This is a genomic window from Corallococcus terminator (assembly GCF_049194865.1).
In the GTDB taxonomy this organism is placed as follows: Bacteria; Myxococcota; Myxococcia; order Myxococcales; family Myxococcaceae; genus Myxococcus; species Myxococcus terminator_A.
Genome location: NZ_JBLZWL010000090.1, coordinates 57,748 through 71,506, shown reverse-complemented (window position 1 = coordinate 71,506; position 13,759 = coordinate 57,748). Strand labels below are relative to the sequence as shown.

Genomic DNA, 13,759 nt, shown 5'->3' with positions numbered 1-13,759 from the left:
CCGGGCTACCTACCGTCCAGTCAAGGACAGGGCGGGCGGACCCCGGGGCCCCTTGCGTCCGGCGAGGGGCCCCACAGGTGGAATTCAGGCGGCGGTGCCGCTGAACATCACCCGGGCGACCCCTAGCAGGCGGTCCACGTCCCGTGCGGTGAGGCCCCGGGCGCGCGCGAAATCAGAAAGAGGACGCAGCAGGTCCTCCGTCTGGGCAAGGGTCTGCTCCGTTCCAGTGAAAAGCTCTCCAAGGCTGACGCCAAGGGCGTTGGCCAGGGCGGCGAGCGTTTCCACATGGGGGACACGCTCTCCACGCTCGATCATGGAAAGGAAAGAGACGCTGATCTGGGCCCGCTCCGCGAGCTCCTCCTGCGTCCACCGCTCCGGCCTCTGCGTACGAAGCTCGCGGATGCGCTGGCCGATTCGTTTTCCGAGATCCGACACGAAGTACTTCTCCTGGCTGCTTGGGGTTTGTGGAACCACCATGCACATGGGGTGATTCCTAGCCGCCCGAACCGAACGACCCGACACCGGCGACGCTGACATTTACATCGGAAAATTCCAACCCGATGTCACGCCGCAAAGTCACCACCCCTTCGATTCGCCAGCAGTCACACGCTGGTCCATACGACACGCCCAGTGTCTGCTGGGCGAAGGGCTTCGACTCTTGTGTTGTGCGATCTTGGTAAAGGGGCTGCACCAGGGCTTCGTACCGCACCCCGAGACCAAATCCGAGCTTCAAACGCGTACCCGCGATGAGAGCTTGAGCCCGCTCGGCCGAAGGGATGCCGGGCGTTTCCCGGGATACACTGCCTACCAGGGCATCTAGAGGGCGGCGGATGGCATCCGGACCCTGCGCGAAGGGCGTATCGCCGCGATCGATGGCGGCCTGGCTGGTGGTGAGGATGTCGTCGTAGCGGGCGTACAGCGCGGTGCCCTTGCCGTTGTCGATGCTGAAGTCGGCGCTGAGCTGGGTGATGCGACCGGACCTGGGGTCCATCCGGACCAGCCCGCCGGCGTTGACCACACCGGCGCTCGCGCTGAGCCGCGCGAAGGTGTCACGCAGGACGGGCTCCGGGTCTCCGAGCTTGTTGGCGGCCGGCACGTAGCGGGTCAGGTCGAACCCCTGGCCAATACGAAGCCGGAGGGGCTCCCGGACCTGGGTGCCCGTCTTGACGCGCAGCGACTGGTCCACGGCGAGCACGCCCTGGAAGAAGCCCCGGGTGGAACCGTCGAGCGCGAGCGGCACGGCGCGATCAATCTCGTCGTAGGGCTGGGCGAGCCCCCCCTCCTCGGCGCCGGCGGACGGCACCCTGCCCCACCCGCCCGGCACATAGCGCAGCTCCAGGGAGGGCGAGAAGGTGTGGCGGTAGCTGGTCTTCGTGCCCGTCCAGGTGCGGCTCCACTGCGTGTCCAGCATGAGCCCGCCGATGGGGTAGCCGCGCTGCCACGACTTGCCGGAGTACTCACCGGCCCACGCGTCCTGGCGCAGCGACAGCGACGGCGTCACCCGCGCGACGTCTCCCAGCGCCACGGAGGTGGCGAGCCGCGATGTGAGGTCGATGCGGTCCCTCGCCTCGCGATCACGCGTGTCGAAGAGGTCGTTGGACTGGCCGGGGTCCACCCATGGGGAAGCCCCCAGGCGAAGGTAGTTGCCATCGCGGCGGAAGATGCCGTCGACCCCTTCGTCCCCGAAGCCTCCCTCCATGGGGGCCAGGCGGGTGAACTCCGCGCGCAGCGCTCCGTTGAGGCCTCCCGCCAACGGGCGCTCGGGCAGTGACAGGACGAGTCCGGGCAGCCGCTGGAAGGTGCGCGGCGAGGGCAGGTCCGGCCGCAGCGGGTCGACCGCCGCCGGCACGCGGTTGTCCTGGAAGAAGCGGTAGGGCCAGCGGATGTCCTGGCGCAGCGACACGTCCAGGCCCGCGTAGGAGTCCTCCTGGCGCCGGAAGACGGTGGCGGTGCTGCGCAGGTAATCCAGCCCCTGGACGATGATGTCGGCGGTGAGGTCGCGCGTGTAGTTGCCGTCCGAGACGAACGACGCGTCCACCCTGTCGTACCAACCGGAGCCCAGGTCCTGGAAGTGCTGCCAGGAGGCCTCGCCCCGCAGCCCGCGCGGGGCGTCGACGATCTTCTCGATCCCGTTCGCATCCGGGGGATAGCGGTAGAAGTCTCCAGTCGCCGGGTTCAGCCGGGGCCGCAAGTCGTAGAGGAACCCGAGCGTGGCGCGCCCCCGCGTCCGCTCGCTGGGCACGTAGCGGAACTCCGTGAGCAACCGGGGGCCCTTCACGCCGTTGAGCCGAGGTTCCTCGTAGGTAATCGTGTTCTTCGTCTCGGGGTCGTTATCGGGGTCGCGCGTCAGCTCCAGGAGCTTGCCGCCATTGTAGTAGCCCGGAGTGAACGTCATGTCGTAGCTGCGCCCCAGCGTGACGAAGAAGGGCTGATCCAGGCCCAGGCCGTTGATGCCGGCGAACCTGGGGCTGGGGAAGAGGAAGCCCGTGCGGCGCTCGGCCAGGGGCAGGTACACCCAGGGCAGCGCGAAGATGGGGACGGACTGCACGTAGACGACAGGCCAGGTGAGCGTGGCGCGCTCGCCGAGGATGACGTTGGCGGAGCTGGCCTCCATGCGCCAGGTCGGCGTGCCGGGGCCGCACTCGCACGGGGTGAAGGCCAGGTCATCCACCACGAAGGCGTTGGTGCCGGTGCGGCGGATGCGCGAGCCACTGAGGATGATGGGCGTCTCCCCCATGGCGCGCAGCTCCTGGGGTGTCTTCGCCGTGAGCAGCGCGTCCTGGGTGACGCCCTTCTTCTGCATGAAGAGGCCGCCCTGGAGCGTGGCCTCGAAGGAGCGGATATCCACGCGCACGTCGTCCGCCACGGCGACCATGCCGCCGGGGCCCACGAACATGACGTTGCCGGTGGCCGTGGCCACCTGGTTCGCCTCGTCGTACGTCACCTCGTCCGAGCGGAGCAGCATCTCGCCGGTGCGCAGCTCGCAGTGGCCGCGCGCGGTGAGCAGCTGCTTGTCGGACTCGTAGGTGAGGAAGTCGGCGGCCAGCTCCACCGTCTCGCCGGAGGGGAGCTGGACCTGGGTGGCGAGCGGAATCTGCGCTGACGACACCAGCAGCGCTGCGGCGAGCGGAACGAGGAGGCCCATTCAGGGGTGCAGGGTATGCCGCGCCACGGCCGCGCGGTCGCCCTTATCACCGAGCCGTGCGCTGAAAATCCAACGAAATGACGTTGCCGTCCTGCTTCGCCTGCACCGGGGCCTGCTGCCGGAGCTGGATGGTGACGCGCACGTCGCGCCCGGAAGCGTCCGCCTCCACCCGCGTGACGGGGGAGTTGAAGTAGGACGTGTCCAGCGGACGGGTGTTGTTGCCCAGGTCGATGCGGCTGTTCTCCAGCTCCAGCACCACCGCGTTGCCCTGCTCGCTCACCGTGTAGCGCGCCGGCTCGTTGGTGCGGATGAAGACGCGGGAGACGCCCGCCTGCTGCTGGAAGCCCACCAGCGTCATCGTCTTGCGCCGCGACGACACCTCCGAGGACGAATCCGAGCCGCTGGCGACTTCGCGCCGCGGGCGAGGCGTGGCGGCGGCCACCCGCTCCTGCTGGCGACGCTCGCGCTCGGCGTGGGCCTCGTCCGCGCGCTGGCGGCGGGCCTCGGCGGCCTCGTCCGCGGCGGCCTGGGCGGCGGCGCGCTTCTCCTCGGCGGCCGTCTTCGCGGCGGCGAGCGCCTCCGCCTTCTGGCGCTTCTTCTCGTCGGCGGCGGACTCAGCGGAGGCAAGACGCTCGTCGGCGGCGGCCTTGGCGGCGGCACGGGCCTCCTCTTCCTGGCGCTTGCGGTCGTCGGCGGCGGCCTGCGAGGAGGCACGGGCCTCCTCTTCCTGACGCTTGCGCTCGTCGGCGGCGGCCTGCGCGGCGCGCTTCTCGTCCTCACGCTGGGACGTGGCGCGGGCCTCGGCCTCCTGCTGGCGCTGGCGCTCCGCGTCCGACTCCTGCTTCGCGCGAGCACTCGCCTCGGCGGCGGCCTTCTCCTGGGTCTGACGGTCAGCCTCGGCGCGGGCGGTGGCCTCGGCGGCGGCCTTCTCCTGGGCCTGGCGTTCAGCCTCGGCCGCGGCGGCGGCCTTGGCGGCGGTGCCGTCCGTCGTGGGCTGCGCGGCGGGCTCCGGCTGCGCGGTGGGGGCCTGGGCCACGGCCTGTCCGCCTCCGCCAGCGACCTTCACGATGAGCTGGGTGTCGGTGGCCTGGATGTCCGTCTCCACCTCGCGCTCGTAGCCGATGAGCACGCGGGCGATGGCGGAGTCATCCGAGCCGTAGCTGGCGGTGCGGATGCCCGTCACCGTGCCATTGCCCACCTGCGTCTCCTCGGGGACTCCGGAGAAGACGGCCTCGGCGATGTCGATGACGAGCCGGGGCGGGTCCGTCATGGTGAAGGTGGTGAAGTTCGCCTTCTTCGAGCCGGTGATGGTCACCGTCCCGCCATTCACCTGCACGCCGGTGATGGTGTTCAGGTTCGCCGGAGCCTGCGCGAGCGCCCAGAAGGGCACGAGCACCACACCGAGCAGCCACACCGCTGAGGCCTTCATCGAACCACTCCCCTTCACGTTGACAGTGGGCGCGGATGCTAACACGCGCGCTTCACCCTCCAACTTTCCAACCACACGGCCCTCAGCGCAGGCGCGGCATGGACGGCGACCGGTGACGGTGCGTCCGGGCGTACTCGATGAGGTTCTTGATGTCGTAGCAGATCTGCCGGATGTCATGCCCCATCGTCAGCTCGATGTGGCTGTTGCCCTTCACCGGGCGCCAGAGGAGGTACTCGCTCTTGGCGGCGCGATACACGCTCCGGGTGGATTCCACCGAGGCCAGCGGGTCCATGTCCCCGAAGATGATGGCCATGGGGATTTGAATCTTCCCGAAGCCGCGCTTGAAGTCATAGCCGGTGCGGTAGCAGACCATCTCCCCGCGTCGAATCCAGCGGGCGAACTGATCCAACACCTTGCGCGGCTCGCGCTCACCGCCCTCGCGCAAGAGCCAGCGGATGTCGTCCGAGCCCACGCGCTCCGGGTTGATGAGCCGGTTGAGCCGCGTGGTGAGCTGTTGATACAGCGGTGAATCCTCCGCCTTGCCAATCTGCCGCTCGACGAACTTGAGGATGAGGTCCACCGGCATCGCGTTGAAGCGCAGCTTGCGGCGCGCCTCCGGCTCCAGCTTCTTGCCCAGCTTCGCGTTCACCTTGCCCACGCCTCGCGCGAGCAGCTTCCTGCCCAGCCCCTCCACCTCGCCGCCCAGGTTCAGCCCCGCGAGCGTCAGGTCCACCATGCCGCCGAGCATCGGCGCGCCGTGGGCCACCATGCGCAGCAGCATGAAGCCCCGGCCCAGGTCCGCCGGAGAGCCGATGGTCATGAGGCCCTCGAAGTCGTCGTGGATGCCGGTGTAGCCATACCCCAGCATCCCGCCCATGGAGTGGCCGCAGTAGAAGATGCGCTCGCGGCGGGTGATGCGCTTCACGCCGGAGACGGCGGCGGGCAAGTCGTAGAGGAAGTAGCTGTCGATGTCCCAGTCGTAGTCCAGGTCCGGAGGCAGGGGGCGCTTGAAGCGCTCGGCCCGCTCCTTCTGGAAGGCGATGGAGCTCTTGCCGTGCCCTCGCAGCTCCAGGATGTGGATGTCCACGCCGAAGAAGAGGAGGTTCTTGACGAACTGTCCGCTCGTCCACGTGTGCCGGTTCTGGGAGAAGCCATGCACCAGCAGCAGCGGCTCACCGAACAGCGGCTGGGCGAAGGGTTGCTTCACCGGACGGTAGCGGGTGATGACCAGCGACCAGCCATCCGCCGTCTCCACCACGTACTTCGTCTTGGAGTAAAGCGCCCGGAAGTCGACTTCGTCGATGGAGGGGATGGCTGGTCCCGTGGTCGTCGCGGCTCTCCAGTCCGGCAGGCGCATATCTTGAATCTACGGCGGCTGATGCAGCGCGCCAAGGATTCAGTCTGGTTGCTCACAGGTCTTGCCCGGGCGGAACGGCAGCCCCACCCCATGAGGTCACCCCGTCAAGGCTCGCCAGGTGACGCCTGGCACGTCGGGACCAGGCCGCGTCCTCCAGCCGTCGCGCGGTGGCCCGTCAGGGCACTCGGGCCCGCTCCAGCCGGGCTCGCACCATGCCGACCAGGAAGAGCGAGCCGGTGCAGAGCACGAGGCCATCCACGCCCGCGCGCCGCCGCGCCTCCGCCAGCGCCGCATCCACGTCGGGCCAGGCGGCCACGTCGGGAGCCAGGGCGCGCGCCTCGTCCAGATAGGCCGCGGGCGCGAGCGAGCGTGGCGTGTCCAGCGGCGTGAGCTGCACCGAAGCACACGCGGGGAAGAGGGCCCGCATCATCGGCCCCCGGTCCTTGTCCGCCACCACGCCGAAGACGCAGTGGACGGGACGCCCCGCGTAGAGCGCCCGCAGGGACGCCAGCAGCACCGCCACACCCGCCGGGTTGTGGGCCCCGTCCAGCAGCACGGTGGGCCCCTGCCCTGCCTCCTCCATCCGTCCCGGCCAGCGCGCCGAGCCCAGCCCCGCTCGCGCCGCTTCGGGGGTGACGGCGATGCCGCGCGCGTCGAGGGCTTCCAGACAGGCCAGCGCCACCGCGGCGTTCTGGAGCTGATGCGGTCCCCGCAATGAGATTCGCAGACCGTCCAGCCGCCAGCCCGGCCCCCTGTAGGACAGGCTGCCGTCGGCCCACGTCTCGATGTTGAAGTCACGGCCTTCCACCCAGAGCGGGACGGACAGGGCGCGGGCCTTGGCCTCGATGGCCTCCAGGGCCTCGGGTTCCTGGCGGGCGACGACGCACGGCACGCCGGGCTTGAGGATGCCGGCCTTCTCACCGGCGATGGAGGCCAGGGTGTTGCCCAGGTACTCCATGTGGTCGAAGGAGACAGGGGTGATGGCGGTGACGAGCGACGGCGCGGCGGTGGTGGCGTCCAGCCGGCCCCCCAGGCCCGTCTCCAGCACCACCACGTCCACGCCCGCTCGCGCGAAGTGCCACAGGGCGACGACGGTGCCGAACTCGAAGTACGTCATCGGCTCCGCGACGGCGGAGGGGTAGCGCTCCAGCACGTCGAGGATGGCGCGGCCGAAGTCCGCGTCGGAGATGTCCTCGCCGTCCACGCGGATGCGCTCGTTGACGCGCACCAGGTGCGGGGACGTGTAGAGGCCCACGCGGTGGCCCGAGGCCTGGAGCGCGGTGGCGGCGAACGCGCAGGTGCTGCCCTTGCCGTTGGTGCCCGCGACGTGGAGCACCGGGTAGCGGCGCTCGGGGTGTCCCAGGGCCTCGAGCGCCTCGCGCACCCGCTCCAGCCCCAGCTTGATGCCGGAGGGGTTGAGGCGGGAGAGGAAGCCCAGGGCCTCCTCGGGTGTGCGGGGCGCGCTCATGCCAGGGACGCGAGCCGCGCGGGCTCAGCCCAGCAGGCCGAGAATCTGCCCGAGCTTCGCGCGCAGGTCCTTGCGGTTGACGATGCTGTCGATCATCCCGTGCTCGAGCAGGAACTCCGAGCGCTGGAAGCCCTCCGGCAGCTTCTGGCGGATGGTCTGCTCGATGACACGCGGACCGGCGAAGCCGATGAGCGCCTTGGGCTCGGCGATGATGACGTCGCCCAGCCAGGAGAAGGACGCCGCCACGCCACCCGTCGTCGGGTGCAGCAGCACGGAGATGTAGGGCTTGTTGCCGGTGCGGAAGCGGGCGATGGCCGCGGACGTCTTCGCCATCTGCATCAGGGAGAAGATGCCCTCCTGCATGCGCGCGCCGCCGGACGCCGAGAAGATGAGCGCCGAGCACTTCAAGTCATGCGCGCGCTCGAAGGTCCTCGCCACCTTCTCGCCCACCACCGAGCCCATGGAGCCGCCCATGAACTCGAAGATGAACGCGCCCACGGAGACCTGGTGGCCGGCGATGCGGCCCACGCCCGAGACGAAGGCGTCGTTCTCCTCCAGGTTCTTGCGCGTGGACTTCAGCCGGTCCTTGTACTTCTTGGTGTCACTGAACCCGAGCGGGTCCTGCGGCTCCAGCTCCTTGTCGAACTCCTCGAAGGTGTCCGGGTCCAGCAGCGTCGCCAGCCGCGCGCGCGCGTTCCACGGGTGATGGTGGTCGCAGTGCGGACACACCATCCAGTGCTTCTCGAGTTCCTGCCGGTAGATGATCTCGTCGCAGTTCTCGCACTTGGCCCACAAGCCCTCCATGCGAGACGGACCAGGCTCGGGTTGCTGCTGGGTGTCGACGGCGATGCGGGGCTTCTTCGAGAACCAGGCCATGAGACGGCGGGGGTTAATCCGACCGTCCCCGCCCGTCAACCGTTCCGTGTGGCGCGCCGCGTCGTCCCTCTTGGAGCAGGGCGAGAAGGGCCGGCCTACAGCTCGAAGGTGTCGTTCAGCTCCAGGACCTCCACCGGCATGCTCGCCAGCTCCTTCTTGAGCTGGGCCACGAAGGCCGGCTTGAGGTGGTAGAGCATGACGGAGGCCCCGTTGCGCTCGAACTTCTGAAGCTCCAGGCCCAGGGTGTGGGGCGTGAGGTGGCCGGAGATGTCGGCCAGCGACTGGAGCGCGTTGGGGAAGGACGTCTCCAACAGGAGCGCCTTGAGGTTGCGCGTCTCGTTGAGGGCCTTCCAGAGCTTGTCGGTGGGCCCGGTGTCGCCGCTCATGGCGAGCGACGTCTTCCCGTTGGAGATGATGAAGCCGCAGGACTCCACCGGGTGGCTCACCGGCACGCTGCGCACGGTGTACGGCCCCACCTCGAAGGTGCCGCCGGCGCGGAACGTCTTGATGCGCAGGACGGGGTTGCCCTTGGTCGGGATGCGGGTGAAGTCCGGCCAGAGCGCGTTGTTGAACATGTTGTCGCGCAGGGCCTTGGCGCACTCGCGAGACGCGTGGATGGTGACGGGCTTGTCGCGGCGACCAATCACGAGGTCCGCCATCAGCGGCAGGTCCTTCACATGGTCGAAGTGACTGTGGCCCACGAGCACGTGGTCCACCCGACACAGCTCCTCCAACGAGAGCGTCCCCGTCAGTGCGCCCGCATCGAGCGCCAGCACGTCATCGACGAGAAAACACGTGCTCTTGCACGTGGGTAGCTCGCCACCGTGGCAGCCGAGGACTCGGAGCTTCACCTAGAGGTCTCCGAACTTCCACTTCATCTCCAGGTATTGGAGGAAGTCGTGGAGTTTGGCCGTGTCATACACGGTCACTCTGTCACCACTGCGTGAGATGAGGCCGGCCCGGATCATCCGGTCCAGCACGTTGCGCACCGCGGGCTCGCCCACGCCAATCTGGCGGGGCATGTCGCGGACCACGAAATCGACCTCGGTGCCCTCTTCGGACGGACGACTCCGGGTCTGGGACATCAGGATGAGCTGGTGGACGACCCGGCTGGCCGGATCATTGTGGAGCAGGTTCTCGATTTGAGCGTCGGCCTCGGAGAGGCGCCCGGCCAGCGTCTTGATCATCCGGACGGCAATCTCGGCGTTGCCGCGGATCATCGCCTCGAACGTCTTGGGGTCGATGACCAGCAGGCGAGCGTCCTCGTTGACGACCGCTGACGCGTTGCGGGGCTTGTTGGAGATGATGGCCATCTCCCCGAAGAATTCTCCGGCGCCCAGCACGGCGAGGACCTTCTCCACGTCGCGCACGCGCTTGGTGATGGAGACCTTGCCCGCCTGGATGACGTACATCTCCCGGCCGGCCTCTCCCTCGCGGAAGAGCTCGGTGCCCTTAGAGAATTCCTTGCCGAAACGTTGAAAGAGGGTTTCCTCGGCGCCCATCCTGCGAGGAGTCAATCAGCCCCACCACCCCCGGTCAAATTCCCTGTTGTGCGGATCAGTGGGACAGCGAGTGTGTGCAGGCGTCCGCGCCTCAAACCCGACACCCTCTTTTCGCTGGCCGAGACAACGGGCGCGCCGGCCGATAGAAGGCCGCCCGTGGGAACGACCTACAAGCAGTCCGGAGTGGATATCGAGGCCGGCGACGCCTTCGTCGACCGAATCAAGCCCTACGCCGCGCGGACGATGCGTCCGGAGGTGGTGGCCGGCGTCGGCGGTTTCGGTGGGCTGTTCGCCCTGCCGCCGGGCAAGTACCGGGAGCCGGTGCTGGTGGCGGGCACGGACGGGGTGGGCACCAAGCTGAAGGTGGCCTTCTCCGCGGGCCGGCACGGCACGGTGGGCATCGACCTGGTCGCCATGTCGGTGAACGACATCCTCACCTGTGGCGCGGAGCCGCTGTTCTTCCTGGACTACTTCGCCACCGGGCGCCTGGAGGTGGACGCGGCGGCCGAGGTCGTCAAGGGCATCGCCCTGGGCTGCGAGCAGGCCGGGTGCGCGCTCCTGGGCGGAGAGACGGCGGAGATGCCGGGCTTCTACGCGCGGGGCGAGTACGACCTGGCGGGCTTCTGCGTCGGCGTGGTGGAGCGGTCGGCCATCATCGATGGCAAGAGCGTGAAGCCGGGCGACGCGCTCATCGGGCTGACGTCCTCGGGGCTGCACAGCAACGGGTACTCGCTGGCGCGCAAGGTGCTCCTGGAGGACTCGAAGCTCGCGCTGGACGCGACGCCCGAGGGCCTGGGGCGCTCGCTGGGTGACGCGCTGCTGGAGCCCACGCGCATCTATGTGAAGGACGCGCTGGCGCTGCTGGCGGCGGTGAAGGTGAAGGGCATGGCGCACATCACCGGCAGCGGGATTCCGGGCAACCTGCCCCGGTGCCTGCCGGATGGGACGCGCGCGGTGCTGAGCGAGAAGTCCTGGGTGAAGCCGCCCATCTTCGACCTCATCGCGAAGCTGGGCAGCGTGGCCCGCGACGAGATGTTCAGCACGTTCAACATGGGCCTGGGCCTCATCGTCGTGGTGGCGCCGGAGGACGTCGCGAAGGCGCTGGAGGTGCTGCGCGCTCGGGGCGTGGAGGCCAGCGAGGTGGGCCGCGTGGAGGCGGGCCAGGGCGAGGCCACGGCGGTCATCGAGCCATGAGCGGACGGCGGGTCCGACTGGGCGTGCTCGTCAGCGGCAGCGGGAGCAATCTCCAGGCGCTGCTCGACGCGTGCGCGAGGGAGGACTTCCCGGCCGAGGTGGCCTGCGTGGTGTCGAACGTGCCCACCGCCTACGCGCTCGAGCGGGCTCGCGCGGCGGGGGTCCCCGCCATCGTGGTGGACCACAAGGCCCACGCGTCGAAGGCGGAGTTCGAGGCGGCGCTGTTGGAGACGCTGCGCGCGGCGGGTGTGGAGTGGGTGTGCCTGGCGGGGTTCATGCGGCTGCTCAGCGCGGACTTCCTGGGGCGCTTCGCGGGCAAGGTGCTGAACGTCCACCCTTCCCTGCTGCCGTCGTTCCCGGGGCTGCATGCGCAGCGGCAGGCCCTGGAGCGCGGCGTGAAGGTGGCCGGGTGCACGGTGCACTTCGTGGATGCGGGCACGGACACCGGGCCCATCATCGGACAGGCCGCCGTGCCGGTGCTGCCGGATGACGATGAGCAGAGCCTGAGCGCGCGCATCCTCGTCGAGGAGCACCGGCTCTATCCGTTGGCCGTGCGGCTCGCTGTCACCGGGCAGGTCGCGATGGACGGGATGCGTACTCGAGTGGCGGCGGTGGCGACGGCGGGAGAATTGGCGCTGCGCAGTCCCGGGGCCGCGAAGTGACTCGCGAGGACGTGCGGGTCGGGACAGGCCTCGCATCCTCTCCTGACGGCGCCGCTGACGGTCCGCCCCAGGTGAGTACGGAAGCGGACTCTCGGGTGACGGACGCTGACGGCATGGCCACGCGCCCCCTGGCCTCCCCTGACCCCGGCGGCTGCCACGCACGCGCGCGGGAGACGCCGTCCCAGGAAACACGCCGCGCCGCCCTTCGCGAGGCGCCCGTGGTGTTGGTGAGCGCGTGCCTCCTGGGCGAAGCCTGCCGCTACGACGGACGCGCTCAGCGCTCGGAGCGCGTGCTCGCGGCCCTCACGGGCAAGGCCGTGGTGCCCATCTGCCCGGAGGTCGGCTCGGGACTCCCCATTCCCCGGCCCCCCGTGGACCTGTGTGGTGGAACGGGCGTCGACGTCTGGGCAGGCAAGGCGCGAGCGCTGGAGCGAGAGGCCCGCACGGACCGCACCGAGGACTTCCAGCGCGGAGCCCTCCTCGCGCTTGAGGCCGCGCGGCGCTTCGAGGTGACGGTCGCCTTGCTCAAGGAGAAGAGCCCCTCCTGCGGCAGCCAGCGCGTCTACGAAGCCGGAGTCCTGCGCCCGGGCGAAGGCATCACCACCGCCCTGCTGCGCTCCGAGGACATCACCGTCATCAGCGACGAGGAGCTGTAGCCAGCCGCGTCAAGGACAGACGCGGCGCCCTCTCGACGGAGCGTCGTGGACGTCCTCCAGCGAGACCCGTTCGCGTCAGTCCAGCGCCTTGAGCACTTCGAGCAGCCGGGTCATCAAGCCGTGCAGCTCCCGAGTCTCATCCGCGCCCAGGCGCCTGGCCACGCGCCGGTCGATTTCCACCAGCTTCGTCGTCCCATGCCGCATGGCCGCGATGCCCTTCTCCGTCAGGAGCACCCTGCGAGCACGGGCATCATCGGGGTCCGGCTCGATCCGCACCGCACCGAACTCCGCGAGCTCCGCGATGACCGGCTGCACCGCCTGCTTCGTCACCCCGAGGCTGCGCGCGAGCTCCGTGATGCGCACGCCCTCTGGATTCTCCAGATACGGCAGGAGCCGCGCGTGGACCTCGCGCATCGTCGGCCAGCCGGCCTCGCTGTTGACCGCCCGCATCCCCAGCTCGTTGAACACCTGCCCACACCGGATGAGCACGTAACCCAGGCTGCTGGCCTGAAGCCTCTTCACGTCCTCGAGCGCGTCCTTCTTCTTCATCAGTCAAGTCTACTTGACTTTATTGGTCAAGAACCATTGACTATCCCCCCATGCAAGTTCCCGCCTGGGTCGACCGAGAGGCATTTCCCTTCAACGTGCGTGAGGTGGCGGGGCTGTCGGTGGTGGACGAAGGCAGCGGTCCGCCCATCGTCTTCGTGCATGGGACGCCCACCTGGTCCTTCGAATGGCGCGCGCTCATCCGCGCCTTCTCGGCCACCCACCGGTGCATCGCGGTGGACCACCTGGGCTTCGGCCTGTCGCCCCGGCCTCCGGACGCGGACTACTCGCCCGAGGCCCACGCGCGCCGCTTCGCCGCGGTCATCGAGGCGTTGAAGCTGCCCCGCTTCACCCTGGTGGCCCACGACTTCGGCGGGCCCATCTCGCTCGACTTCGCGCTCTCCCATCCGGAGCGCGTCGAGCGCGTGGTGCTCATCAACACCATCGCCTGGCCCTTCGTCGACGAGCCCTCACTCGCCAGGGCCGCGCGCATGGCGGGAGGCTGGCTCTTCCGCTGGCTGTACCGGAACTTGAACCTCTCGTTCATCATCGCGAAGTCGGCCTGGGGCAAGGGCCCACGTCCCGAAAAGATGTGGAACCAGTACACCTTCATGTTCCCCGACCCCGACTCTCGCGAGCGCGTGCTCTGGGCCCTCGCGAAGAGCCTCAGCGCGTCCACGCCCTTCTTCCAGTCGCTCTGGGAGCGCCGCGAGCGACTCGCGAAGACCCCCATCCACTTCATCTGGGGCCTGCGCGACGCCGCCTTCCCACCCGTGGTCCTGGAGAGGTTCCGGAAAGCCTGGCCTCACGCCACCGTGGACACCCTCCCCGACGCGGGCCACTGGCCCCACGAGGAGGCCCCCGAGGTCTGCATCGACAGCTTGAAGCGCGCCCTGAAGAGCCCCTCCGACTCGGCTTGAGCGC

13 protein-coding genes are annotated in these 13,759 nt (G+C 69.2%); 4 read left to right on the top strand and 9 right to left on the bottom strand.

What is annotated here, in order from left to right; genetic code table 11:
* Positions 1–84: 84 nt before the first annotated feature.
* From ACN469_RS28105 to ACN469_RS28070, 8 genes are all read right to left on the bottom strand, one after another.
* Positions 85–483, bottom strand: a complete 399-nt coding sequence (locus ACN469_RS28105) for a helix-turn-helix domain-containing protein (RefSeq protein WP_498772628.1) — start codon at positions 481–483, stop codon at positions 85–87.
* Positions 484–493: 10 nt separating this feature from the next.
* Positions 494–3,145 carry an LPS-assembly protein LptD gene (locus ACN469_RS28100; RefSeq protein ID WP_498772626.1) on the bottom strand — a complete coding sequence of 884 codons (2,652 nt, stop codon included), beginning with the start codon at positions 3,143–3,145 and terminating at the stop codon, positions 494–496.
* A 46-nt stretch (positions 3,146–3,191) separates the two neighbouring features.
* Positions 3,192–4,574 (bottom strand): AMIN domain-containing protein, encoded by a 1,383-nt coding sequence (locus tag ACN469_RS28095; protein ID WP_498772624.1) that lies wholly within the window; start codon positions 4,572–4,574, stop codon positions 3,192–3,194.
* 82 nt (positions 4,575–4,656) lie between these two features.
* Positions 4,657–5,931, bottom strand: a complete 1,275-nt coding sequence (locus ACN469_RS28090) for an alpha/beta hydrolase (RefSeq protein WP_498772622.1) — start codon at positions 5,929–5,931, stop codon at positions 4,657–4,659.
* A 175-nt stretch (positions 5,932–6,106) separates the two neighbouring features.
* Positions 6,107–7,399 carry a bifunctional folylpolyglutamate synthase/dihydrofolate synthase gene (locus tag ACN469_RS28085; RefSeq protein ID WP_498772620.1) on the bottom strand — a complete coding sequence of 431 codons (1,293 nt, stop codon included), beginning with the start codon at positions 7,397–7,399 and terminating at the stop codon, positions 6,107–6,109.
* A gap of 24 nt (positions 7,400–7,423) precedes the next feature.
* Positions 7,424–8,275, bottom strand: coding sequence for an acetyl-CoA carboxylase, carboxyltransferase subunit beta (gene accD / locus ACN469_RS28080; protein ID WP_498772618.1), 852 nt, complete (start codon positions 8,273–8,275; stop codon positions 7,424–7,426).
* A gap of 95 nt (positions 8,276–8,370) precedes the next feature.
* Positions 8,371–9,126, bottom strand: coding sequence for an MBL fold metallo-hydrolase (locus ACN469_RS28075; protein WP_498772616.1), 756 nt, complete (start codon positions 9,124–9,126; stop codon positions 8,371–8,373).
* On the bottom strand, positions 9,127–9,777 hold the full coding sequence (locus tag ACN469_RS28070) for a Crp/Fnr family transcriptional regulator (protein WP_498772614.1): 651 nt from the start codon (positions 9,775–9,777) through the stop codon (positions 9,127–9,129).
* Between the two features lie 156 nt (positions 9,778–9,933).
* On the opposite strand from ACN469_RS28070, the gene purM reads away from it, so the two are divergent.
* The 3 genes from purM to ACN469_RS28055 all read left to right on the top strand — a co-directional run bounded on the left by purM (position 9,934) and on the right by ACN469_RS28055 (position 12,289).
* Positions 9,934–10,971: a phosphoribosylformylglycinamidine cyclo-ligase gene (gene purM, locus ACN469_RS28065; RefSeq protein WP_498772612.1), complete on the top strand. Its 1,038-nt coding sequence runs from the start codon at positions 9,934–9,936 to the stop codon at positions 10,969–10,971.
* Complete coding sequence (purN, locus tag ACN469_RS28060) at positions 10,968–11,633, top strand: phosphoribosylglycinamide formyltransferase (RefSeq protein WP_498772610.1); 666 nt, start codon at positions 10,968–10,970, stop codon at positions 11,631–11,633. Before purM ends, purN begins: the two co-directional genes overlap by 4 nt.
* 113 nt (positions 11,634–11,746) lie before the next feature.
* Entirely contained in the window at positions 11,747–12,289 is a 543-nt protein-coding gene (locus tag ACN469_RS28055) for a 2-thiouracil desulfurase family protein (protein ID WP_498772608.1), read from the top strand.
* 75 nt (positions 12,290–12,364) lie between these two features.
* Here ACN469_RS28055 and ACN469_RS28050 read toward each other — a convergent pair whose 3' ends face one another.
* Positions 12,365–12,838: a MarR family winged helix-turn-helix transcriptional regulator gene (locus tag ACN469_RS28050; protein WP_498772606.1), complete on the bottom strand. Its 474-nt coding sequence runs from the start codon at positions 12,836–12,838 to the stop codon at positions 12,365–12,367.
* Positions 12,839–12,888: 50 nt separating this feature from the next.
* On the opposite strand from ACN469_RS28050, the gene ACN469_RS28045 reads away from it, so the two are divergent.
* Complete coding sequence (locus ACN469_RS28045) at positions 12,889–13,755, top strand: alpha/beta fold hydrolase (protein WP_498772604.1); 867 nt, start codon at positions 12,889–12,891, stop codon at positions 13,753–13,755.
* Positions 13,756–13,759 lie beyond the last annotated feature (4 nt).

Bases quoted from the DNA above. Each gene is read 5' to 3' on its own strand.
- ACN469_RS28105 (WP_498772628.1), bottom strand. From the start codon at position 483: ATGTGCATGGTGGTTCCACAAACCCCAAGCAGCCAGGAGAAGTACTTC.
- ACN469_RS28100 (WP_498772626.1), bottom strand. From the start codon at position 3,145: ATGGGCCTCCTCGTTCCGCTCGCCGCAGCGCTGCTGGTGTCGTCAGCG.
- ACN469_RS28095 (WP_498772624.1), bottom strand. From the start codon at position 4,574: ATGAAGGCCTCAGCGGTGTGGCTGCTCGGTGTGGTGCTCGTGCCCTTC.
- ACN469_RS28090 (WP_498772622.1), bottom strand. From the start codon at position 5,931: ATGCGCCTGCCGGACTGGAGAGCCGCGACGACCACGGGACCAGCCATC.
- ACN469_RS28085 (WP_498772620.1), bottom strand. From the start codon at position 7,399: ATGAGCGCGCCCCGCACACCCGAGGAGGCCCTGGGCTTCCTCTCCCGC.
- accD (WP_498772618.1), bottom strand. From the start codon at position 8,275: ATGGCCTGGTTCTCGAAGAAGCCCCGCATCGCCGTCGACACCCAGCAG.
- ACN469_RS28070 (WP_498772614.1), bottom strand. From the start codon at position 9,777: ATGGGCGCCGAGGAAACCCTCTTTCAACGTTTCGGCAAGGAATTCTCT.
- purN (WP_498772610.1), top strand. From the start codon at position 10,968: ATGAGCGGACGGCGGGTCCGACTGGGCGTGCTCGTCAGCGGCAGCGGG.
- ACN469_RS28055 (WP_498772608.1), top strand. From the start codon at position 11,747: ATGGCCACGCGCCCCCTGGCCTCCCCTGACCCCGGCGGCTGCCACGCA.
- ACN469_RS28050 (WP_498772606.1), bottom strand. From the start codon at position 12,838: ATGAAGAAGAAGGACGCGCTCGAGGACGTGAAGAGGCTTCAGGCCAGC.
- ACN469_RS28045 (WP_498772604.1), top strand. From the start codon at position 12,889: ATGCAAGTTCCCGCCTGGGTCGACCGAGAGGCATTTCCCTTCAACGTG.